Annotated in this window: 18 protein-coding genes and 2 pseudogenes; 15 read left to right on the top strand and 5 right to left on the bottom strand. The window is 64.2% G+C overall.

What is annotated here, in order from left to right:
* The first annotated feature begins 118 nt into the window (after positions 1-118).
* The 12 genes and pseudogenes from ACWPOC_RS11145 (at position 119) to ACWPOC_RS11090 (ending at position 13,548) form a co-directional block, all read left to right on the top strand.
* Entirely contained in the window at positions 119-1,000 is an 882-nt protein-coding gene (locus tag ACWPOC_RS11145) for an SDR family NAD(P)-dependent oxidoreductase (RefSeq protein WP_120280500.1), read from the top strand.
* Positions 1,001-1,035: 35 nt separating this feature from the next.
* Positions 1,036-1,824 carry an SDR family NAD(P)-dependent oxidoreductase gene (locus ACWPOC_RS11140; protein ID WP_120283709.1) on the top strand — a complete coding sequence of 263 codons (789 nt, stop codon included), beginning with the start codon at positions 1,036-1,038 and terminating at the stop codon, positions 1,822-1,824.
* Positions 1,825-1,981: 157 nt separating this feature from the next.
* The gene (locus ACWPOC_RS11135; RefSeq protein ID WP_120280499.1) at positions 1,982-2,878 is read left to right on the top strand and encodes an HpcH/HpaI aldolase/citrate lyase family protein; all 897 of its coding nucleotides are present in this window, start codon (positions 1,982-1,984) and stop codon (positions 2,876-2,878) included.
* Between the two features lie 4 nt (positions 2,879-2,882).
* Positions 2,883-3,416: pseudogene (locus tag ACWPOC_RS11130) on the top strand (MaoC family dehydratase); the annotation flags it as partial.
* A gap of 15 nt (positions 3,417-3,431) precedes the next feature.
* Entirely contained in the window at positions 3,432-5,396 is a 1,965-nt protein-coding gene (locus ACWPOC_RS11125) for an AMP-binding protein (protein WP_183070579.1), read from the top strand.
* Positions 5,393-6,553 (top strand): acyl-CoA dehydrogenase family protein, encoded by a 1,161-nt coding sequence (locus ACWPOC_RS11120; RefSeq protein WP_120280497.1) that lies wholly within the window; start codon positions 5,393-5,395, stop codon positions 6,551-6,553. The genes ACWPOC_RS11125 and ACWPOC_RS11120 overlap by 4 nt, the downstream gene beginning before the upstream one ends.
* A 126-nt stretch (positions 6,554-6,679) precedes the next feature.
* Entirely contained in the window at positions 6,680-7,825 is a 1,146-nt protein-coding gene (locus ACWPOC_RS11115) for a CaiB/BaiF CoA transferase family protein (protein WP_455408632.1), read from the top strand.
* Positions 7,822-8,628 carry an enoyl-CoA hydratase/isomerase family protein gene (locus tag ACWPOC_RS11110; RefSeq protein WP_120280496.1) on the top strand — a complete coding sequence of 269 codons (807 nt, stop codon included), beginning with the start codon at positions 7,822-7,824 and terminating at the stop codon, positions 8,626-8,628. Before ACWPOC_RS11115 ends, ACWPOC_RS11110 begins: the two co-directional genes overlap by 4 nt.
* Positions 8,625-10,025: a CoA-binding protein gene (locus ACWPOC_RS11105; protein ID WP_120280495.1), complete on the top strand. Its 1,401-nt coding sequence runs from the start codon at positions 8,625-8,627 to the stop codon at positions 10,023-10,025. Before ACWPOC_RS11110 ends, ACWPOC_RS11105 begins: the two co-directional genes overlap by 4 nt.
* A gap of 28 nt (positions 10,026-10,053) precedes the next feature.
* The gene (locus tag ACWPOC_RS11100) at positions 10,054-11,247 is read left to right on the top strand and encodes an acyl-CoA dehydrogenase family protein (protein ID WP_120280494.1); all 1,194 of its coding nucleotides are present in this window, start codon (positions 10,054-10,056) and stop codon (positions 11,245-11,247) included.
* A gap of 145 nt (positions 11,248-11,392) precedes the next feature.
* Complete coding sequence (locus tag ACWPOC_RS11095) at positions 11,393-12,094, top strand: GntR family transcriptional regulator (protein WP_220659974.1); 702 nt, start codon at positions 11,393-11,395, stop codon at positions 12,092-12,094.
* A 284-nt stretch (positions 12,095-12,378) separates the two neighbouring features.
* Positions 12,379-13,548, top strand: a complete 1,170-nt coding sequence (locus ACWPOC_RS11090; protein ID WP_120280493.1) for a CaiB/BaiF CoA transferase family protein — start codon at positions 12,379-12,381, stop codon at positions 13,546-13,548.
* A 25-nt stretch (positions 13,549-13,573) separates the two neighbouring features.
* Here ACWPOC_RS11090 and ACWPOC_RS11085 read toward each other — a convergent pair whose 3' ends face one another.
* Together ACWPOC_RS11085 and ACWPOC_RS11080 are read right to left on the bottom strand one after the other, a co-directional pair.
* Entirely contained in the window at positions 13,574-13,972 is a 399-nt protein-coding gene (locus ACWPOC_RS11085; RefSeq protein ID WP_455408631.1) for an acyl-CoA thioesterase, read from the bottom strand.
* 137 nt (positions 13,973-14,109) lie between these two features.
* Positions 14,110-14,427, bottom strand: a pseudogene (locus ACWPOC_RS11080) (acyl-CoA thioesterase); the annotation flags it as partial.
* A 309-nt stretch (positions 14,428-14,736) separates the two neighbouring features.
* On the opposite strand from ACWPOC_RS11080, the gene ACWPOC_RS11075 reads away from it, so the two are divergent.
* The 3 genes from ACWPOC_RS11075 to ACWPOC_RS11065 are packed head-to-tail and all read left to right on the top strand — an operon-like array spanning position 14,737 to position 18,584.
* A complete protein-coding gene (locus ACWPOC_RS11075; protein ID WP_455408630.1) occupies positions 14,737-16,317 on the top strand; it encodes an ABC transporter permease in 1,581 nt (526 codons plus the stop codon).
* Positions 16,314-17,501: an ABC transporter ATP-binding protein gene (locus ACWPOC_RS11070; RefSeq protein ID WP_455408629.1), complete on the top strand. Its 1,188-nt coding sequence runs from the start codon at positions 16,314-16,316 to the stop codon at positions 17,499-17,501. Before ACWPOC_RS11075 ends, ACWPOC_RS11070 begins: the two co-directional genes overlap by 4 nt.
* A gap of 42 nt (positions 17,502-17,543) precedes the next feature.
* A complete protein-coding gene (locus ACWPOC_RS11065; protein ID WP_120280491.1) occupies positions 17,544-18,584 on the top strand; it encodes an extracellular solute-binding protein in 1,041 nt (346 codons plus the stop codon).
* An 86-nt stretch (positions 18,585-18,670) separates the two neighbouring features.
* Here ACWPOC_RS11065 and ACWPOC_RS11060 read toward each other — a convergent pair whose 3' ends face one another.
* From ACWPOC_RS11060 to ACWPOC_RS11050, 3 genes are all read right to left on the bottom strand, one after another.
* Entirely contained in the window at positions 18,671-20,113 is a 1,443-nt protein-coding gene (locus tag ACWPOC_RS11060; RefSeq protein WP_455408735.1) for an MFS transporter, read from the bottom strand.
* Entirely contained in the window at positions 20,100-20,531 is a 432-nt protein-coding gene (locus ACWPOC_RS11055; RefSeq protein WP_349536010.1) for a MarR family winged helix-turn-helix transcriptional regulator, read from the bottom strand. Before ACWPOC_RS11055 ends, ACWPOC_RS11060 begins: the two co-directional genes overlap by 14 nt.
* Positions 20,532-20,599: 68 nt before the next feature.
* Positions 20,600-21,361 (bottom strand): SDR family NAD(P)-dependent oxidoreductase, encoded by a 762-nt coding sequence (locus ACWPOC_RS11050; RefSeq protein WP_455408628.1) that lies wholly within the window; start codon positions 21,359-21,361, stop codon positions 20,600-20,602.
* Positions 21,362-21,454 lie beyond the last annotated feature (93 nt).

Here is a 21,454-nt window from a genome sequence, read left to right as displayed (position 1 = left end):
CGGCCATCATCATGAGGGTCGACGGTGACCCGGCCGAGTCGGGGATCGCTGCGAGAAGTGATCACGAATCGGCACGATCGCACGGCCACCGTCGTCATCCGGACGAAAGGCCGAATGCATGGCGACACAAGGAACGACCTCGGGACACGAGGCGGTAGGAAACCCCGACGGCTTGCCTGTGACCGTGATCGTCGGGGCCACGTCGAAGTGGCAGGCCGACGGTCCGAACACACTTCTGGCTCACGGGCAGACACTCTCGGGGGACGACATCCCCACCGACTCCCGATGGGGACTGGGTGGCGCACTCGCGCTGAAGTTCGCACGCGAGAAGCACTTCGTCGTCCCGACCACCCGAAAGCTGAGCAATGCCGACTCTCTGGTCTCGGCGATCCGCAATGAGGGGGGACAGTGCGCTCCCGTAGAACTGGATGTGAGCGATCCGCTGTCGATCTCGCGAGTCTTCGGGGAGATCCGAGCGACCTTCGGTGATCCGGAGGTGCTCATCTACAACGCCGGGTACATGGCGGGACGTGCTCTGCCTCCGGAACAGGAGCTCATGGAGAACTTCCCCCCTGACCTCTTCGAGACTGCAATCGACATAGCTTGCCGTGGGACGTTTCTCGTCGTGCGCGAAGTTCTCGGAGCCATGCGGGAGCGGGGACACGGTGCCGTGCTCTTCTCGAACAACCAGTACTCCCTGCGTGGCCGTAAGCGTCGGACGGGCGAGTCGCTGTACTACCCCCGGACGATGATGCGGGCACTGTCACAGGCGTTGACGGAGGAATACTCGGAACACGGCGTGCACGTTGCCAACGTGGTGGTGGACGGATTCATCGACTCGCCGGGTACACGCGCCCTCCCGCAGTTCCGCGACAACGTGGACGCACTCATGAGCCCGGCAAGCATCGCGGACGCATTCGTCTATCTCTACCGCCAGGACCCCTCTGCCTGGACACACGAACTGCAATTGACAGCCTCTCCCACCCCGCTCAACCACTGAGCGTGGATTCCATCGACACCGATCGGAGGAAGGCTGTGCGGGATCGACCGTCAAGGGATCTGTACGACGTATCGGGCAAGATCGTCGTCGTCACCGGTGGTAGTCGCGGTATCGGCCGAGCGATCGCCCGTGGCTTCGTACAGGCCGGCGCACGTACGTACATCTGTGCACGTGATGCGCAGGTGTGCGACGCGACCGCTCGGGAACTGTCCGAGTGGGGCGAATGTGTCTCCATCCCGGCAGATCTCGGAAACGCAGAAGGGTGCAAGGACTTCGCCGCGCGGCTCGCTGCGCGGGAGTCGCGCGTGGACGTCCTGGTGAACAATGCCGGAACGATCTGGACACAACCACTTGCGGAATATCCCGAATCGGGATGGACCAAGGTCTTCGATCTCAACGTCAAGGGAACGTTCTTCCTCGTCCAGTCGTTGCTCGGGATGTTGAAGGCCTCCGCCTCTGTGGAATCGCCGGCGCGTGTCGTCAACATCGGTTCCATCGCAGGTTTCCGGGTGCCCGATCACGAGACCTACGCGTACTCCTCGTCGAAGGCCGCAGTTCATCAACTGAGCAAGCACCTTGCAGCACAGCTGGCCTCGGATCAGGTGACCGTGAACGTGATCGCACCTGGGCGCTACCGGAGCGAGATGCTCGAGCGCGCCATCGAACTCGAGGGGGCCGACCCTCTGCTCGCTCCGATTCCTCTCGGCCGCTTCGTCGAGGACGACGACCTCGTCGGTGCGGCGATCTTCCTGGCATCCAAGGCCGGATCCGCTCTCACCGGGGTCGTTCTGCCCGTCGACTGCGGTTACGGAACCCTGGGATAGCGCCTTCCCCGATATCTCGAGAAAAAATTCCGCGAAGTACTGGCGGTAAGAAAATAACATAATATATTATGTGTAGATCGGGGCGCGGCGAGAGTGATCACCTCTCCGACCGAACCGCAGTCATCCACCGACAAATCCCTTCGGACTGGAGTCTCTGATGAAACCCATGCGTTCAATTCTGTTCGTCCCCGCGCACCGCGGGAACTGGACCGAGAAGGCCATCGCCGCCGGCGCGGACGGCCTGATCATCGACCTCGAGGATTCGGTTCCGGTGGATCTCAAGGACGAAGCGAGGCCCGTTGCCGCCGAGTCCATCCGCCGGGTACGCGAAACCAACGACACCGTCGGCCTGTACGTCCGAGTCAACTCGCTGGACACGGGGCTGACCGGTGACGACCTCGCGGCTGTCGTCGTACCGGGTCTCGACGGAATCGTGTTGCCGAAGGTATTCGGCCGCGACGACGTCGTGAGTCTGTCGGCACTGATCTCGCACTTCGAGATCAAGAACGGCGTCGAGCCGGGCAGTGTCGAGATCATCGTCGACCTCGAGACCGCAGAGGCATACGCGGAATGCGAGGCCATGGCTGCCCTTCCGCGTGTCGCCACCCTCTTTGCCGGCACCGCCCGCGATGCCGATGTCTCGCGCTCGATCGGCTTCCAGTTCACCCCGGGCGGTCTCGAGACCATCTACCTGCGCAGCCGTGCCGTGCTCGCCTGCAGGTCCAACGGCCTCGACTTCCCGATCGTCGGGGTGTGGCAGGACCTCGAGGACACCGAAGGGGCTCGGAACCACTTCATCCAGAACAGGGAACTCGGCTTCCGGGGACAGGTCCTCATCCATCCCTCGCACGTCGCGCTGGCGAACGAGATCTTCAGCCCGTCGAAGTTCGAGGTGGACTTCTACCAGGGGATGATCGACGCCTTCGACGCTGCAGTCGCCGACGGCGCTGCAGCGGTCCGATACGAGGGAATGCACGTCGACTACGCCCACATCAAGACCGCCCGCGAGGTTCTGGCCTACAACCAGCTCATCACCGAGCGCGTGGCCGGCTGAACCGGCCACAGAACACCGAACACACCACCACCGAGAGGAATCCGTCATGGCAGGCCTGTACTTCGAAGAGTTCGAACCCGGCACGATCATCGAGCACGCGACGCGACGCACCGTCACCGAGATGGACAACGTCCTGTTCTCCGCTCTCACCCTCAACCTGGCTCCGCTGCACCTCGACGCGGAGTACAGCAAGGACAGCATCTACGGTCAGCGCCTCATGAACAGCCTCTTCACACTGGGACTGGTGGGCGGCATCTCGATGCAGGAGCTCACGCAGGGCACCACACTGGGCAACCTCGGCTTCTCCGAGGTCAAGTTCCCCAAGCCGCTGTTCCACGGCGACACCGTGCGCATCCGGACGGAGATCCTCGACAAGCGGGAGTCCAAGAGCCGCGACGACTCCGGCATCGTCTTCTTCCGTCACATCGCCCTGAACCAGCGCGACGAGATCGTCTGCCAGTGCGACCGCGCCGGCCTGATGCTCAAGCGCGACGCCCGTCCGGTCGCCGGCTCTGCCGTCGCCGCCGCCACGAACTGAGAGAAAGGCATCGTAGTGACAACGGCACGCCACTGGACCGGTTTCGGTGCATCACCGGCTGCAGCCTGGCAGCCCGACCTGGAGACCGTCTCCCGGAGCCGATTGCTCGCGGCAGCCGAACGATGGGGATTCGAGGACCTTGCTAGCCTGCACAAGGCGTCTCTCGAGGATCCGGAGTGGTTCTGGCGTGCCGTCGTCACCGACCTGGATATCGAATTCTCGCAACCCTTCTCTGCAGTGTGCGACGACAGCGCAGGCAAGGCGTTTCCAGGCTGGTTCGTCGGCGGCGAGATCAACGTCGCGCGCCTGTGCTCGCATCGGCACGCCACGGGACCTCTCGCCGACAAGGACGCCGTCGTGTACGAGGGAGATCTCGGTCAACGCCGGAGTATGACTTTCGCGGAGCTCGACCGTGAGGTCCGGCGATTCGCAGCGAATCTGGTCACCCTGGGGGTCGAGGCGGGGGACCGGGTGGTCCTCTTCCTCCCCGTGGTGCCCGAAGCCGTCGTCGCGTTCCTCGGATGCGCTGCGATCGGTGCGATCTCGGTGCCCGCCTTCACCGGATACGGTGCCGAGGCACTCGCGATGAGGATCCGCGAGTCGGAAGCGGTCGTACTGGTCACCGCCGACGGGACGACCCGTCGAGGAAGCCGCGTGGGCCTGAAGGTCACAGCCGACGAAGCCGTCGACATGTGCCCGACGATCCGCAAGGTGGTCGTCGTCCGGCACCTCGACGACGGCGAGGCCACAAGTCGTGAACGCGATATCTACTGGGACGAACTCGACCCCGAACCTGCTCCCGTCGAGACCCGCGAGGTCGGGTCCGACACCCCGCTCACACTCATCTACACCTCGGGGACCACCGGAGCGCCCAAGGGAATCGTGTTGTCCCACGCCGGTTTCGCTGTCAAGGCCGGAGTGGACTTCGCCTACGGATTCGACATTCACGACGACGACGTCGTCGCCTGGATCGCGGACATGGGCTGGATGCTCGGGCCGATGTTGATCGTCGGGGGACTGCAGGTCGGTGCGACTCTCGTCCTGACCGAGGGCGTACCCACCTACCCGACGAACTCGCGACTGTTCGACATCATCGAACGGAACCGGGTCACCTTCCAGGGCATCGCACCGACCGCTGCCCGGGCCGTGATGGCATCCGGACTCGAGGACTTCGGTGACCTGACGAGTCTGCGGTCCTTCGCCTCGACAGGAGAGGCCTGGGATTCGCCCACCTGGCACTGGTTGTTCGACACGGTCGGTGGAAGTCGGCGTCCGATCATCAACTACAGCGGGGGAACCGAGGTCGGCGGCGGCATTCTCGTCAGCTATCCGTTCCTGCCCAGTGATGCAGCCGGATTCAACGGTCCACTGCCGGGCATGGATGTCGCGGTGGCGGACGAGAACGGCGAACCCGCCATCGGACAGGTGGGCGAGTTGGTCGTCCGCAACACCTGGCCGGGCATGACGCACGCGTTCTGGCGTGATCGGGATCGTTACCTCGAGACGTACTGGAACAAGTGGGCCGACATCTGGGTCCACGGTGACCTCGCGAGCGTCGACGAGAACGGCACGTGGCGCATCCACGGCAGATCCGACGACACCATCAAGGTGTCGGGCCGGCGGGTCGGCCCTGCGGAACTCGAAGCATCGCTGCTGAAGGATCCGAGGATCGCCGAAGCGGCCGTCGTCGGTGTACCCGATCCACAGCGGGGCCAGCGCGTCGTGGCGTTCATCGTCCTCAGGGACGGCGGTCCACTCACGGACGAGATCCTCTCGACCGCGGTGCACAACGTCGGCCGCTCCTTCGCCCCCACCCTGTACGCGACCCGAACACTTCCGAAGACCAAGAACGGCAAGATCATGCGCCGCGCGATCCGGGCGCGATTCCTCGGACTCCCGGCCGGTGACATGTCGTCACTCGATCCGGCCACACCTCTCGAAGACATCCCCACCCACGAAGAAACAGGAGTACAGCGATGACCTCAGATCCGAGCGATCTCGAACTGATCCGCAAGTCCGTCCGCGAACTCGCGAGCAAGTTCGACCTCGAGTACTGGCGCGACAAGGACAAGAACCACAAGTACCCGTGGGAGTTCGTCAACGCTTTCGCCGAAGCGGGCTGGCTCGGGGCGATGGTGCCCGAGGAGTACGGCGGACTGGGACTCGGCCTGGTCGAGTCGGCCATCATGCTCCACGAGGTGGGACTGTCCGGCGCGGGTATGTCCGGCGCCTCCGCCCTCCACTTCTACATCTTCCCGCCGGGGCCGATCATCCGTCACGGCTCGGAGGAGATGAAGAAGAAATACCTGCCGCTGCTGTCGCAGGGCAAGTTGCTCACCGCCTTCGGTGTCACCGAGCCGACCGCCGGTGTCGACACTTCCCGGATCACGACCCGGGCGAAGAAGACCGAGGGCGGCTGGGTCGTCAACGGCCAGAAGGTCTGGATCAGCAACGCCCAGAACGCCAAGCGCATCCTGCTCCTCGCCCGCACCTCGCCGCGCAACGAGGACAAGCCGCTGGACGGTATGACCCTCTTCTTCACCGACCTGAACCGTGAGCGGATCACGGTGACGGAGATCGACAAGCTCGGCCGTGCCGCCATCGACTCGAACGAGCTCTTCATCGACAACCTCGAGGTCTCCGACGACGAGGTCGTCGGCGAGGTCGGCAAGGGCTTCTACTACCTGCTCGACGGCCTGAACCCGGAGCGCATCGTCGTGGCGATGGAGCAGGTCGGTCTCGGCCGCGCTGCCCTCAACCAGGCCGTGCAGTACGCGAAGACCCGCGTCGTGTTCGACCGGCCCATCGGCAAGAACCAGGCGGTGGCACATCCGCTCGCCGATTCCTGGATCCGCCTGCAGGCCGCAGAGGAGATCGCGATGAAGGCTGCCCGGTTGTACGACGACCGGCTCCCGTGCGGTCCCGAGGCGAACGCGGCGAAGTTCCTCGGCAGCGAGGCCGGCTTCCAGGCCTGTGACCGCGCGATGCAGACCCTGGGCGGTTACTCCTACGCCAAGGAGTACTACGTAGAGCGATTCTGGCGCGAATCGCGACTGCTGAAAGTCGCTCCGGTCTCCCAGGAGATGGTCCTGAACTTCATCTCGACCAAGGTTCTGGACCTGCCGAAGTCGTACTGATCGACCACGGTCGTTCCGTCCGCCGAACAACGGGGTGGCGTCGCAGGTCCGACTGCGGCGCCACCGCGGCGACGAATCGGAACGGTGCGATCGATGTTGCGGAACACGACGAAGAACAGGATCACGATGAACGGACCTCTCGACGGACTGCGGGTGCTCGTCCTCGCAGGTATGGGACCTACCCCCTACGCCTCGATGCTCCTTGCGGACATGGGAGCCCATGTGGTGCGAGTGGCCCGGCCCTCGCACCGGCCGGCGAGAAAGCTCGAGCAATCGGGTTCGGCACGACCGGAGTTCGACATCGCCAACCGCGGAGTCGACACCGTCGAACTCGATCTCAAGAGCCCTGCAGGACGCGAGGAGCTCCTCGCGATGGTCGACCGCGCCGAAGTGTTCGTCGAGGGGTTCCGTCCCGGCGTCGTCGAAGGTCTCGGGCTTGGCCCGGAGGAACTGATCCGACGACGTCCCGAGCTCGTCTACGCGCGGCTGACGGGTTACGGTCAGGACGGAGTTCTGTCCCGTACCGCAGGCCACGACATCAATTACGTTGCCCAGACCGGGATCCTGAGCGCGTTGCGCCGTAGGGGAGAAGATCCCAATCCTCCCGTCAACATTCTGGGGGACTATGCGGGCGGTGGAACGTTCGCAGCCTTCGGGATCGTCTGCGCCGTCCTCGAAGCGAGGTCGTCCGGACACGGTCAGGTGATCGACGCGGCGATGATCGACGGTGTCGCTGCACTCACGGCCCGCATCCAAGGGTTGCGTGCCGCGGGTTCGTTCTCGGACGACGCCGGCACGAACTTCCTCGACGGTGGAGCACCGTTCTACGGCACCTATCGGTGTGCGGACGGACGGTGGCTGGCGCTGGGAGCACTCGAGCCGGACTTCTACCGGGAATTCGTCGATCGTCTCGGCGTCGACACCACCGAATGGCCCGAACAGCAGGACTCGGATTCGTGGCCGTGGCTACGTGAACTCATCACCCGGACCATCGCGACCCGGACCCGCGACGAGTGGGCCGAGATCTACGAGGGGACCGATGCGTGTGTGACCCCCGTGCTCGACTTCGCCGAAGCCGCACGGCACCCGCACAACGCCGAACGCCAGCTCTACACCGATATCGGCGGCGCACTTCATCCTGCGCCTGCTCCACGGTTGAGCCGGACGCCGGGCCGTCGGCCGTCGGCGCCCGCCACCGGAACGCGCCTCGCCCGGGAGGTGCTCCGGGATTGGAACGACAACCTGTCCAGGAACCGAAAGGACCTGCCATGACCGACGTGTACGACCAGTTCAAGAGGCTCAGGATCGAGCGGACCCGGCCGGGAGTGGTCGAGGTCGTATTCGACGGTCCCAACCTGAATGCCGTCGACGAGGACACCCACACCGAGATCGCCGACATCTGGCCCGTGCTCGACGCGGATCCGGAAGTCCGTGCAGTGCTCGTCCGCGGTGAGGGCAAAGCGTTCTCCGCCGGCGGGGATTTCGCGCTGATCGACGCGCAGATCGAGGACTACGACGTCCGGATGCGCGTCATGCGTGAATCCCGCGACCTGTTCTACAACATCGTCAACTGCTCCAAGCCGATCATCTCGGCCATTCACGGCCCGGCCGTGGGCGCAGGTCTCGTCGTCGCGTTGATGGCCGACATTTCCGTTGCAGCGACCACCGCCCGCATCATCGACGGCCATACCCGGCTCGGGGTGGCCGCCGGGGACCATGCGTCCGCGGTCTGGCCGTTGCTGTGCGGAATGGCGAAGTCGAAGTACCTGCTCCTCACATGCCGGGAGATCTCCGGTGTCGATGCCGAACGCGCCGGCCTGGTCTCGCTCTGCGTCGAACCCGACGAGCTGCTGGAGACGGCGCGGGGTCTCGCAGACGATCTGAGCAGTGGTGCCCAGGAGGCCATCCGCTGGACCAAGTACTCGCTCAATCAGTGGTACCGCCAGCACGGTCCGATCTTCGATTCCGCGTTGGCGCTGGAATTCCTCGGCTTCGGTGGGCCGGATGTGCGAGAAGGTGTCGCGTCGCACCGTGAACGGCGTGCACCGGTCTTCCGTCCCGAGGCGTTCTCATGACTCGATCGATCGTCGACCTCTATTTCCGGCCGAGGAGCATCGTCGTCTACGGAGCATCGTCGGATCCCGACAAGTTGTCGGGGCGTCCTCTCGCGTACCTGAAGAAATTCGGCTACGAGGGACAGGTGTATGCGGTGAATCCGCACCGGGACGAGGTGCAGGGCTTCACCGCCTACCGCAGTATCGCCGACGTACCCGGCCCGGTGGATCTGGCGATCATCGTCGTTCCCGCCTCGGCCGTGTGCGCCGCCGTCGCCGATTGTGCGAGTGCCGGTGTAGGCGCGGTCACCATCTTCGCGTCCGGTTTCGGTGAGATCGGTGGAGCCGGGGAGCCCTTGCAGGAGGAAATCGTCTCGATCGCGCGCCGGGCCGGTATGCGCGTCGTCGGCCCGAACTGCCTTGGTACTTTCGGCGCTCCCACACGTTCCTTCGCGACGTTCTCCACGGCTTTCGACGACGACAGCGAACGCCCCGTGTCTCCGATCGCACTCGTCACGCAGAGCGGTGCGGTAGGCACGTTCACCTTCACCACGATGAACAATCTCGGTCTCGGGGTCAGTTACTTCGCCAACCCGGGCAATGGATGCGACGTGACCGTCGTGGAGATTCTGAAGGCACTCGTCGAGGATGATTCCGTCGAACTTCTGCTGGGGCATCTCGAGGACGGTCAGGACCTCGATGCACTGTCCGCGCTGTCGAAGGCTGCCAATCATGCGCGCAAGCCGTTGATCCTGCTCAAGTCCGGTCGCAGCGCCCCCGGGGCCAGAGCGGTCGCCGCGCACACCGGAAGTGTCGCCGGCGACGATCAGGCGTTCGAGAACGCAACGGTCGGTGAAGGCGCCATCCGCGTCGGGAGCATGGAAGAACTGGCCGATACGGCACTGTCCTTCGCGGATGGCCGCCGTCCTCGGGGCGGACGTCTCACCATCATCACCCTGTCGGGAGGTGCTGGTGCGCTGGCGACGGATTACGCCGTCGGCGCCGGACTCGTCGTCGACACCTGGGCCTCCGACGAGGATCGGGCCGCCCTCGCCGACGAGCTTCCCTACTTCGGATCGGTGAAGAACCCGATCGACGTCACGGGAGCCATGATCAACGACCTGTCGTTGCTCGAACGCACCCTGCAGATCGTCAACGACAACGAGGACACCGACGTCGTTCTCGTCGTCATGGGCAATGCGGAGAACGGTATCGACGAGATCGTCGAGCGACTCGCGAAACTTCGCAGCAGCACGACCAAACCGTTCTTCGTGTCGTGGACCGGGGGAAGCGGACGTGCCAGGACCGCATTGCTCGAGGCGGGCGTACCGACCTATCCGGACCCACAGCGAGCAGTCGGGAGTATCGCCCGGCTCGTGCGGTTCTCCTCGGCCGTCGGTAGTTCCTACCTGCACTGATCACCCGTCATCGAAGGAGAACGACACTGTGCCCACTTTGTGCCGCACCGAAGGGCTGACCGATGTCCAGGAGGAGATCCTCCGGACGGTGAAAGAGTTCACCGACCAGCGGATCATTCCCGTCGCGCAGAAACTCGAGCACGCCGACGAGTATCCCGAAGAGATCGTCGAGGGGCTGAAGGAACTCGGCGTCTTCGGCCTCATGATCCCCGAGGAATACGGCGGCCTCGGCGAATCGCTGTTGACCTACGCCCTGTGCGTGGAGGAGATCGCCCGGGGCTGGATGAGCGTCTCCGGTGTCATCAACACGCACTTCATAGTCGCCTACATGCTCATGCAGCACGGTACCGAGGAACAGAAGCGGAAGTACCTCCCCCGGATGGCGACCGGCGAGGTGCGCGGTGCGTTCTCGATGTCGGAGCCGGGTCTGGGATCGGATGTCGCCGCGGTCTCGACCAAGGCGGTGAAGCAGTCCGACGGTTCGTATTCGATCACCGGGCAGAAGATGTGGTTGACCAACGGTGGCACGTCCACACTCGTCGCGGTCCTGTGCCGAACCGACGAGGGGTCCGACTCGGTCTACCGGAACCTGACGACCTTCCTGGTGGAGAAGGAACCCGGTTTCGGTGGGACAGCCCAGGGAATCACGGTACCGGGCAAGATCGACAAAATGGGTTACAAGGGCATCGAGACGACGGAGCTGATCCTGGACGATCATCGGATCTCGGCCGATCGGATCCTCGGTGGAGAACCGGGCAGGGGCTTCTTCCACATGATGGACGGTGTCGAGGTCGGGCGGGTCAACGTCGCCGCGCGTGCCTGCGGGATCGCTTGGCGGGCATTCGAGTTGGGCATTGCGTATGCACAACAGCGGGAGACCTTCGGGAAACCGATCGCGCAGCACCAGGCGATCCTCTTCAGGATCGCGGAGATGGCGACCAAGGTCGAGACGGCTCACAACATGATGGTCCGGGCCGCGCGTTTGAAGGACACCGGGCATCGGATGGATGTCGAGGCCGGAATGGCCAAGATGGTTGCCTCCGAGTACTGCAGCGACGTGGTCGAGGAGTCCTTCCGCATCCACGGTGGTTACGGATACTCGAAGGAATACGAGATCGAACGGCTCTACCGTGAGGCCGCGTTCATGCTGATCGGTGAAGGAACGTCGGACATCCAGAAGATGATCATCGGTCGGCGGCTTCTCGCCGACTACGCGATCTGACACAGGGTACCGTCCGGACCGGCGAAAAGACCTCCGACGCCGTGACCGGCATGGTGGTATGAGCGGGCGATGCCTTCCGAAAATATGGCGCTACACGTACTTTATGTACGATACATAATCCGGATTACAGGAGAGGAGGCACGCAGTGGGAAGTTCGGGCAACACTGTGCAACGTCGAGGCGGGCGCCAGCAACTTCCCGAGGAGGTGGCCTCCTACGTGCGCGAACTGATCATCTCCGGCGAGGTCAAGCCCGGAGAGTTCCTCCGGATGGAGCCCATCGCGGAGGCCGTCGGGGTGAGCAACACGCCGGTGCGTGAAGGCATGCTGACTCTCCGGAGCGAAGGGTTCGTCGAACTCGTGCCGCGCCGGGGATTTGTCGTGGCACCCTTCGAGGAGCAGGACCTGCGCGATCTCTTCTGGGCGCAGGGCAAGCTCGCCGGCGAACTGGCGGCGCGTGCGGCGAAGAGGATGAGTTCGGAGCAGATCGAGAGCCTCGAGCGACTGCTCGAAGAGTACGAAACTGCGGTGGAGGGCAGCGACGAGTCCGCCATCGCCCATCTCGGGCACGAGTTCCACCGCAGGATCAATCTGGCAGCGGACTCTCGTCGTCTCGCACTCCTACTCGGCTCGATGGTGAGACAACTTCCGAATCGCTTCTACGCGACGATCGAAGGTCACGTCGATGCGACCAGCCAGGAGCATTCCGAGCTGGTCGATGCACTCCGGCGGCGCGACGCACGTCGTGCCCGTTCACTGATGGAAGCGCATCTGGACAGCGGTGCGACACGGTTGATCGAGTCGCTCGAGCACAGGGGAGCGTGGATGGCAGGCGAGGTGAGTGCCTGAGCGTCGGGGCGACCCCGCGTCCCAGCTCGGGGCGCACACTTCGAACGGCCGGTGCACCTCGTACCGGCCGTTCCGTGTACTTGCGACCTGCTCGCTCACGATGTCACGCGCCAAAATTTCTCTCGCTATGCCTCGCGCCACTGCTAAACATAATATATGATTCAGGTCATATCCCCGGGCGGTGAGCGATATGGCGGATCGGATCCCCGTTCTTTTCACGACGCCCGGAATCGAACGTGAGAGCACATCATGAGAACACGCAGACAACGAGACGAGGAGTCGGGATGATGCTGCCGTTGACCGGAGTCAGGGTGATGGAACTCGGCGGGTACATCTCGGCGCCGTTCGGAACCTCCATGCTGGCGGCGTTGGGCGCCGAGGTCGTCAAGGTCGAACGGCCCGGTGGGGGCGACGAGTTCCGTCGAGGCAAGAACGAGACGGAGCCGTACTTCCGTCAGTACAACGCCGGCAAGCGGAGTATCGCGGTCGACATCAAGCGACCGGAGGGCGCAGAGTTCGTGCGCTCATTGGTGCCGCGTTTCGACGTCGTCGTCGAGAACATGCGTCCGGGAAAGGTGGATGCTCTGGGGCTCGGATACGAAGCCTGCCGCAGCGCGCGTCCCGATATCATCTACACCTCGGTGACCGGATTCGGTGCCGACGGACCGATGGCTCAGCGTCCCGCTTACGACACTATCGGCCAGGCGTTCGGGGGCGTGTACTCTATCCTGAATCCGCGTGGAAAAGAACAACTCTCAGGTACCTGCCTGGCCGACCTCATCACCGGGTCGATGACGGTCACCGGCATCCTGGCCGCACTGGTGGGCCGCGGAGCAACGGGAAATGGCGTGCGGGTGGAGACTTCACTCGCCGAGGCGGTCAGCACCCTCACCATCGATGCCATCACCCAGTACTACGCCGACGGTGGGGTCGATCCGGACTTGAACAGCCGGCGCCCCCAAGGGCAGATCTTCGTGCTCAGGACGGCTACTGGTGACGCGCTCGCTGTCCATCTTTCGTCCTCGCAGAAATTCTGGAAATCCTTCACCTTGGTGCTCGACAGGCCGGATCTCGCCGACGATCCGCGCTTCGCGACCTACGCCCAGCGGACCGACCACTATTTCGACCTGGTGCCTATCGTCGAGGAGGCCTTCGCGAAACGCACTGCAGAGGAATGGGAGCGGCTGCTGGACAAGCACGATGTTCCTTTCACTCCGGTGATGACTGTCTCGAAGTACCTCGACCATCCCCAAACCCGATTGCTCGAGATGACCGAGCCGGAGGAGGACGGTCTGGCCCTCGTTCGTCCACCGTGGCGCTTCGACGGCGGTCGACCGCATCGGTCCGGAACGACACCCAAGGTAGGGGAGCACACACGAGAAATCGCGCGAGAAGTTCTGAACGAGAATCAAATCGACGATCTTGTGGGCGCCGGCGTACTCTTCTCGTCCTGAATGAACGAGATCCGGGCTGATCCGATCAGGAAGGTCGGATCAGCCCCTCCTGCGCAAGTGATGCGACCAATCGCCCGGTGGCATCGAAGACTCGGCCGGTGGAGAGACCGCGTGCTCCTCCCGCCCATTCCGAAGACTGGTCGAACAGGATCCACTCCGCAGAAAGGGCAGGAGAGTGGAACCAGATCGTGTGATCGAGCGACGCTCGGGGGACGCCCGGTGCCCAGCAGGTGAATCCGTGCGGTGCAAGGGAAGTCGAGAGTAACCCGAGGTCACTGAGATAGGCGATCATGCAGGTGCGAAGGATCGCGTCCTCCGGAAGTGGTTCGACAGGCGGATCCACGCCCGCTGCACAGCGGGAACGCTCGGTCCGCCGGCGAGAGTCGTCGACACTTCCAGGTACCGGATGTCCAAGGCCGACCACTCCTCTCGCCAGAACTCGGCACTCGGCGGATCGATTCCCTCCATAACTTCCACCAGAGTCGGAGTCCCGGACGGTGGTCGAACAGCGGGCATGTCCGGAGCGTGCTCGAATCCGGACTCGGTTCGTTGGAACGAGGCGGTGAGGTGGAAAATCGTCCGGTCGTGTTGTCGAGCAACGACACGTCTCGATGAGAAAGCCCTTCCGTGTCTCAGTATTTCGACCTCGTATCCGATCGGAATCCTGGGGTCTCCGCCGATGAGGAAATGCCCGTGCGCCGAGTGTACGGCCCGGTCCTCGGGCACGGTGTGAACGGCAGCCCGCAGGGCTTGGGCCACGACCTGGCCCCCGTACACCTTCGACAGACGAGTGTTCTCTGGTTGTCGACCACGGAAGCGTGTGCGGTCGATTTCCTCGAGCTCGAACAGATCGAGTATCTCGGCTACGGATCGAGGCATCGGAATCCCTCCGGTCGGCGTGATCCATCTGGAACGAATTCGAAATACGTTGAAACGAAGGAGATCAAGCGAGGGTGGGATCTCCGGACCGCCTTCGAACGCTTGCGGTCAACTGTGGCACATCGTATATTATCCATGATACGTGACGAGGCTCACCCATCCCATGAGGAGTGCCGCATGAGCGGACAATTGACTGCCTCAGCTTCGATACAACGTCAGCGAAGAGAACTCGGCCGGCAGGGGCCGTGGATCGCATTGACCGTATTCGTCGCTGTACTCGTTCTCATCCCCATCCTTCCCCTGCAAGGAATGGCCTTCTCCGACGGCGCATCCGGCTTCAGGCAACTGGCGGAGATGCGCGGACTCGGCTCGGTCCTGCTCAACACCGTGTATCTCGGTGTCGGTGCGACCGTCGTCGGCCTGGTGCTCGGTACCACGCTGGCACTTGCCGTCTACGCCCTTCCGCCACGACTACGGAGCGCATTGTCGTTCGCGCCGGTGCTTCCGATCGTGGTGCCGGCAGTAGCGCACGTCATCGGGTTCGTCTTCCTGTTCTCACCCGAGAACGGCTACGCGAACACCCTGCTGCGCGCCACCCCGTTCTTCGACGCCGATGCCTCCGGGCCGATCAACGTCTACACGCCGTTCTGGATCATCGTCTACACGGGTATCCACCTGTCCGCCTTCGTATATCTGTTCGTGTACAGCGGACTTCAAGGTCTGGGCGAGGACTACGGACTCGCCGCACAGGCGAACGGTGCCGGAAGTCTCCGGATCCTCCGGACCATCACGTTGCCCATGTTGCGGCCCGTCTTCGTCTACTCGGGTGTCGTGGTGTTCCTGCTCGCTCTGGGACAGTTCACAGGACCGTTGATCCTCGGCCGGCGAGAGGGCCTGGACGTCCTCACCACCCGGATGTATGTGCTCACCGTGGAATATCCCATCAACTTCGGACTTGTCGCCGCATTGGGAACGCCCCTGCTGGTGCTCGCATTCTTCGTGATGTTCGTGCAGAAGAATCTCACCGGCGACCAGCGTCGGTATGTCGGACGCGGAGCGATGAGCATGGAACGGGCTCCCGTCGGGCGCGGAGTGACCGTCGGAGCGACGGCCTACGTCGTGGCGTTCGTTCTGCTCTCCGCCGTACTTCCCCTGCTCGCTCTGGCATTCGTCGCCTTCTCGCCGTTCTGGTCCGGGGATCCGAACTTCGACAAGTTCACGACGGCGCACTTCGCCCGCGCGTTCTCGGATGCCCGTATGCTCGAATCGATCACGACGAGCCTCACCGTCACTTTGGCCGGGATCCTGATCGCCATGCCGGTGGGGTTGCTGATCGCGCTTGCCGTGACGAAACGTGACCGGATCTGGCGACCGGTAGGTGCGGTCCTCGATGTTGCTGCCGGGCTTCCGCTCGCGATGCCGGCCGCCCTGATCGGATTCGGTTTCCTTTTCGCGTTCTCGGCGAGCAGTTTCGGTCTCTACGGCACGAAGACGGCACTGTTGATCGCCTATCTGTGCATCATGTTGCCGTACGCAGTGCGGTATCAGTTGACCACTCTCATCGCTCTCGGTCCGCAGACGATGGAAGCGTCCCAGGTCAGTGGTGCCGGACCGCTGCGGACGTTCTTCCGGATCGTTCTCCCGCTCTCTCGCGGCGGGATGGCGGCGTCGGCGGCGGTGATGTTCGTGCTGCTCATCCACGAGTTCGGGGTCTCTCTTCTCCTGCGCTCGCCCGACAGCACGGTCATGTCCGTGTTGCTGTTCGAAGAATTCAGTAGCGGGTCGTACCCGAGAGTGGCGGTGATCGCCCTCATCATGACCGTCATCACCGGTGGCGGTGTCGTGGCTGCACTCGCCTTCGGCGGAAGCAAAGCAATGGAGCGCCTGTGACTACAACATCTGTCAACCGACCGTCCACCTCGATCGACCCGGCTGCGTCGAATTCCGTAGAGGTTCGGGTATCAGGTCTTACCAAGACATTTCAGCGTAAGAAGGAGTCCGTCCACGTCCTGAAGCAGGTCGATGTCGAGGTACGGAAGGGTGAGCTCCTGGTGTTGCTCGGCCCGAGCGGCTGCGGCAAGACGACTCTCCTCCGGTGCCTGGTCGGGCTCGAACGGCCCACCGGCGGCGTCATCGAACTCGGCGGTGATGTGGTCGCCGATTCCGAGCGGGGCATCCTGACGCCACCCAATCGCCGGAACGTCGGAATGGTCTTCCAGAACTACGCTCTGTGGCCGCACATGAAGGTCTCCGAGAACGTCGCCTACCCGCTCAAGGCTCGGAAACTCAAGGACGAACTGAAGGCCGGCCGGGTTAACGAGGTGCTCGGTGTCGTGCAGTGCGATCACCTCGCAGATCGCTATCCGCTTGAACTGAGTGGTGGTCAGCAGCAACGTGTCTCATTGGCTCGCGCTCTCGCGCCACAGCCTGCGGTGTTGTTGTTCGACGAGCCGCTGAGCAACCTCGACGCACTGCTGCGGATCGAGATGCGAGCGCAGTTGCGGCGACTACACCGGTCTCTGGGGTTCACTGCGGTCTACGTCACGCACGACCAGGAGGAGGCGTTGTCGCTCGGCACGCGTGTCGCGGTGATGAACAACGGGCGGATCGAGCAGATCGGCCCGCCGCAGGAGGTCTACCGCAATCCGGTCAGCGAAAAGATCGCGGACTTCCTGGGTGCGCGGAATTCGCTGCCGATGACCGTCGACCGTGCAGGTGTGACCATCGCCGATCGACCGTCCACAGCGGCAGGTGCCCCTCCGGCACGTGGCTCGTACACGCTCCGCATCCGGCCGGCCCACGTGCAGCTTCGTGATGCCGACGAGATCGACGGAGCCACGGGCACGACGTGGATCCGGGACGGACAAATCGTGGAGATTCTTCCGGGTGCAGATCGGACCGAGTACATCGTCGAGGTGGGCGAGGCCATCGTCTACGTGGAGATTCCTGCGATGGGCAGAAAATTCCACATCGGAGACCGAGTAGAGGTCGGCCTGCCAGTCGAATCGACGCACTGCTACGACGCAGACGGCGCCTTGGTCGTACTGGAGCGGGAGCCCTCTCGTGTCCACTGATCGTTCCGGCAGCGAAGCGCTGCGTGAGCCGAAGGAGCTGACGTGACTACGAAGCGGTGGAGACGTCTCGCCGCCCTCGTCCTCGGAGGGGCGCTGGCGAGCGCTGTGCTGGCGGGGTGCGGTACGGAGAACGACTTGTCGACGTCGGCGTCGGAGGATGCCTCGTGGGATGTCGTGGTGGACAGAGCGAACGACGAGGGAGTGGTCAACTTCTACTCGATCGCCCCCGAACTGCAGAACGTACGGTTGGTAGAGGCTTTCAACGAGAAGTATCCCGACATCAAGGTGCGTGTCCTGCGTGGTGCGGGTGACCTGTCGTCCCGGGTCTCTGCGGAGATCCAGTCGGGATCGAGGGGCGCGGACGTCTTCATGTACAGCGACCCCGCATGGTTCACGAAGAACGCCGACCACCTGATGATTCTCGACGGTCCGGAAGCCGCGAACTGGGCCGACGATTACTGGGCGGTCCCGGAGAAGTCGGTGGTCGCGGTCGCGGCGCCCTTCGGGATGCTCATGTGGAACACGGAGGTATTCCCCGAGGGATTCGACTCCTGGGACGATCTTCTCGATCCGAAGGTCCGAGGACAGCTGGGAACTCGATCGGACGTCACCCCTACCTATGCGGGATACCTCGACTTCCTGGAACGCGAGATGGGTCCCGACTATCTACCGGCACTCGGGAAGCAGAATCCGAAGTTCTACTCGTCGTCGGTGACCCTGGCACAGGCCGTGGCGTCGGGGGAGATCGGCGTCGCGAACATCACCCAACCCGCGACCGTCATCGATCTCCAGGAACTCGGCGCTCCGGTGGACGCCGTGGTCCCCGAGCCGGGATATGCCACGAAGTACGCGGCCGCAGCTGTCGCGACCGCGCATCACCCGAACTCGGCAAAGGTCTTCCTCGACTTCGTGATGTCGCAGGAGGGACAGCAGGCGCTGTCCGGTGACGGCTTGTCCTATACGGGCCGTAGCGATGTGGACGGTGCCCTCGTCGACGAGGGGCTGGACGTACTGGATTCGAGCAAGTATCCCGCGGAGGTCCTTGCTGAATGGGACAGGAAGTTCGCCGAGTACTTCCACTGAGTCCCGGGCCGAGTCCGACACAGGAACACGGAGGCCGTGTTCACGTCACTACGTGAACACGGCCTCCGTGTATCGGCGGTGTCAGGTCAACGGCGTAGATCGGCGCCGTCGAGGGGTGGCGTGCCCACCGGGGTATCGGATCGACGGAGTGTCCGGACGTGGTTGACCGCGAGCCCGGCGAACACGATCGCGCTGCCGCACGCTGCGAGGGCGAATGCGAGGGTGATGCCACCGTCGGTCGGATGCAGGTCGGTGCCCATGTGCGCGGCAAGGACGGCGCCGGACAGGGCGCTGCCGAAGGCGCCACCGACGGTGCGCAGGACCTGGTTGAAGCTGACGGCGCTGCCGAGCTCGGTGTCGGCCACGCTGCGCGCGATGAGCGCGGGCATCGCGGCGTAGGTCGTGCCCATGCCGATGCCGAACAGGAGCATGCCGATGAGGATCTCCCAGAGTTGGTCGTGAACGAACCACAGCAGGATGGCCGAGGCTGTCGTTACGGCGGCGCCGAGGGGGAGGAAGGTGGTCAAACGGGTGCGGCGTGAGAGCGCGCGCACGACACGGTTGGCGCCGAGGCTTCCCACCGACAGCGGCAGCATGACGAAGCCGGCCCAGAACAACGGTAGGGCGATGCCGTAGCCGGTGGAGGTGGGTGCTTGGGCGATGAGGCTGCTCACCGACAACCCGATGTACATCGCGGCGCCGAGGCCGATGGCGGTGCTGTTGGCGAGCAGCACGTCCTTGTTGCGGACCACCCGCAGATTCACGAGCGGGTTCGGGATGCGCAGTTCGACGAACGCCCACCCGGCCAGCAGAACGGCGGCGGCGAGGAAGCAGGAGAGGGTCCATGCCGAGGACCAGCCCCAGTTCGAGCCTTCGCTGACCGCGACGAGCAGAGCCGCGAGCCCCGTACCGAGGAGGAGGGCGCCGAGGGTGTCGAACCTCGTGCGCAGACCACGCTCGTCCGGTCCGTTCGGGACGATGCGCCACACCACGATCGACGCGGTCACGAGGAAGACGGCGGCGAATGCGAAGGCCGCGCGGAAACCGGCGGCACTGGCCAGGATGCCGGTGAGCGGGTAGCCGATTCCGAGTCCGGTGGAGACGGTGACCGACAGGCTGGAGATACCTACACGCACCGTGTCCTCCGCCAGGTATCGGCGGGCGAGGGCGATGGTCACGGGCACGATGCCGTAGGACAGTCCCTGCAGCGCTCGTCCGATGAGGAAGACGGTGAAGTTCGGGGCGCACGCCGCCAGGACGGAGCCCACCAGGATGGTCGCCAGGGACACCAACAGCAGCCGCTTCTTGTGCGGGCCGTCGCTGAGCCGCCCCATGATCGGGGTGGCGACGGCGCCGACGAGCAGATTGATGGTGAGCATCCACTGTGCGGAGCTGACGGAGACCGACAACTCCTCGGCGATGGTCGGCACGAGCAGCATGCCCAGGGAACTGACGATCGCACTGGTCAGAGCGGTGTAGACGAGGGCGGGAAGCAGCAGGGATCGTGCGGTGCGCTCACTCAACGGCAGCACCGCCCGTCAGTTTCCGCAGGAGTGGGACGGCGGCGCCGAGCAGTTGTCTCTCGTCGTCGGTCAGCTGCTCGGCGATCGCCCGTTCGAGCCACGCGTTGCCGATCGAGCGTTCGTGGGCGAGCCGTTCCCGGCCGGCCTCGGTGAGTTCGATCCACACCCGACGTCGGTCGCGGTCGTCGGGTGTGCGGGTGATGAGCCCGAGGCTCTCGATCTCGCGGACAGCGGTCGCGATCGCCTGCGGGCTGATCTTCGCGGCCGTCGCGAGTTCTGCGGACGTGGCACGACCGCGGTCGGCGAGGTGGACGAGCACGTCGAGCTTGCCCGTGGAGAGCGTCTTGTGTGCGTTGAGCTGTCTCCACAGCGGCCGCAGGGATTCCCTGAGGGACTGGGCGAGGGTTCCTTCGATCGTGTCCACCCGGCCGAATATACAACCGGGTTTATCAACCTGGTTGATTAACCGGGCGAATCACCCGGTGAGACCCGTCACCGGAGCACGGTTCCGCCGTCCACGTTGACCACCTGGCCGTTGATCCACGAGCCGTCGTCGGACATCAGGTAGGCGACCATGCTCGAGATGTCCGCGGCCTCACCGAGCCGGGTGCTGCGCGTGCGCGCGAGCATGCCGGCCAGCAGTTCCGGTGCCGCTCCGTTCCGGATCTCGTCGGTGAGGATCAGTCCCGGCGTCACCGCGTTCGCCCGGACGCCCTCCCGGCCCCATCGCGACGCGACGTGCCGCGCGAGCGCATTGATACCCGCCTTCGTCGCCGAATAGGCCGGCCGTTGCGGGTCGCCGGTGAACGAGGCGATGGACGAGGTGTAGACGATCGCGCCGCCGCCGCGTTCGAGCAACTTCGGGACGCTGTGACGGGTGACGAGCATGTGGCCGCGCAGATTCACCGCGACCGTGCGGTCCCAGATCTCGAGGTCGATGTCGACGACGTCGGTGTCCTTCGTGACGGCACCCATGTCGCCGGCATTGATGTGGACGGCATCGAGCCCGCCGTAGGTCTCGACCGTCGTCGCGACGAGTTCCCGCACGGAGTCGTCGTCGGAGATGTCGAACTCGACCGCGACGGCCGTGCCGCCGGTCTCCGTGATGGACGCGGCGGTGCTCTGTGCCCCGGCGTGGTTGAGATCGCCGACGACCACCCGGGCACCCTCCCGGGCGAGGCGGCGGGCGGAATCGGCGCCGAGACCCGTTGCGGCACCGGCGACCAGCACGATCTTGTCCTTCAGACCTTCCATGGAATGCCCTTTCGCTTCGACGGGATGCCCCGGGTGAGCGTTTGCGTATCCCGGGGGACGGAAACTCGGTGTACACCAGGTGCATCTGTCCGC

The sequence above is a fragment of the Rhodococcus sp. 5G237 genome (genome assembly GCF_053764735.1).
This window is presented reverse-complemented; position numbering and strand designations above follow the sequence as displayed.

What these genes read in the sequence shown, in the direction of transcription:
- ACWPOC_RS11110 (WP_120280496.1), top strand. Translation starts at nt 7,822, where the DNA reads ATGACCGACGTGTACGACCAGTTCAAGAGGCTCAGGATCGAGCGGACC.
- ACWPOC_RS11050 (WP_455408628.1), bottom strand. Translation starts at nt 21,361, where the DNA reads ATGGAAGGTCTGAAGGACAAGATCGTGCTGGTCGCCGGTGCCGCAACG.
- ACWPOC_RS11115 (WP_455408632.1), top strand. Translation starts at nt 6,680, where the DNA reads ATGAACGGACCTCTCGACGGACTGCGGGTGCTCGTCCTCGCAGGTATG.
- ACWPOC_RS11120 (WP_120280497.1), top strand. Translation starts at nt 5,393, where the DNA reads ATGACCTCAGATCCGAGCGATCTCGAACTGATCCGCAAGTCCGTCCGC.
- ACWPOC_RS11105 (WP_120280495.1), top strand. Translation starts at nt 8,625, where the DNA reads ATGACTCGATCGATCGTCGACCTCTATTTCCGGCCGAGGAGCATCGTC.
- ACWPOC_RS11075 (WP_455408630.1), top strand. Translation starts at nt 14,737, where the DNA reads ATGGCCTTCTCCGACGGCGCATCCGGCTTCAGGCAACTGGCGGAGATG.
- ACWPOC_RS11090 (WP_120280493.1), top strand. Translation starts at nt 12,379, where the DNA reads ATGATGCTGCCGTTGACCGGAGTCAGGGTGATGGAACTCGGCGGGTAC.
- ACWPOC_RS11145 (WP_120280500.1), top strand. Translation starts at nt 119, where the DNA reads ATGGCGACACAAGGAACGACCTCGGGACACGAGGCGGTAGGAAACCCC.
- ACWPOC_RS11135 (WP_120280499.1), top strand. Translation starts at nt 1,982, where the DNA reads ATGAAACCCATGCGTTCAATTCTGTTCGTCCCCGCGCACCGCGGGAAC.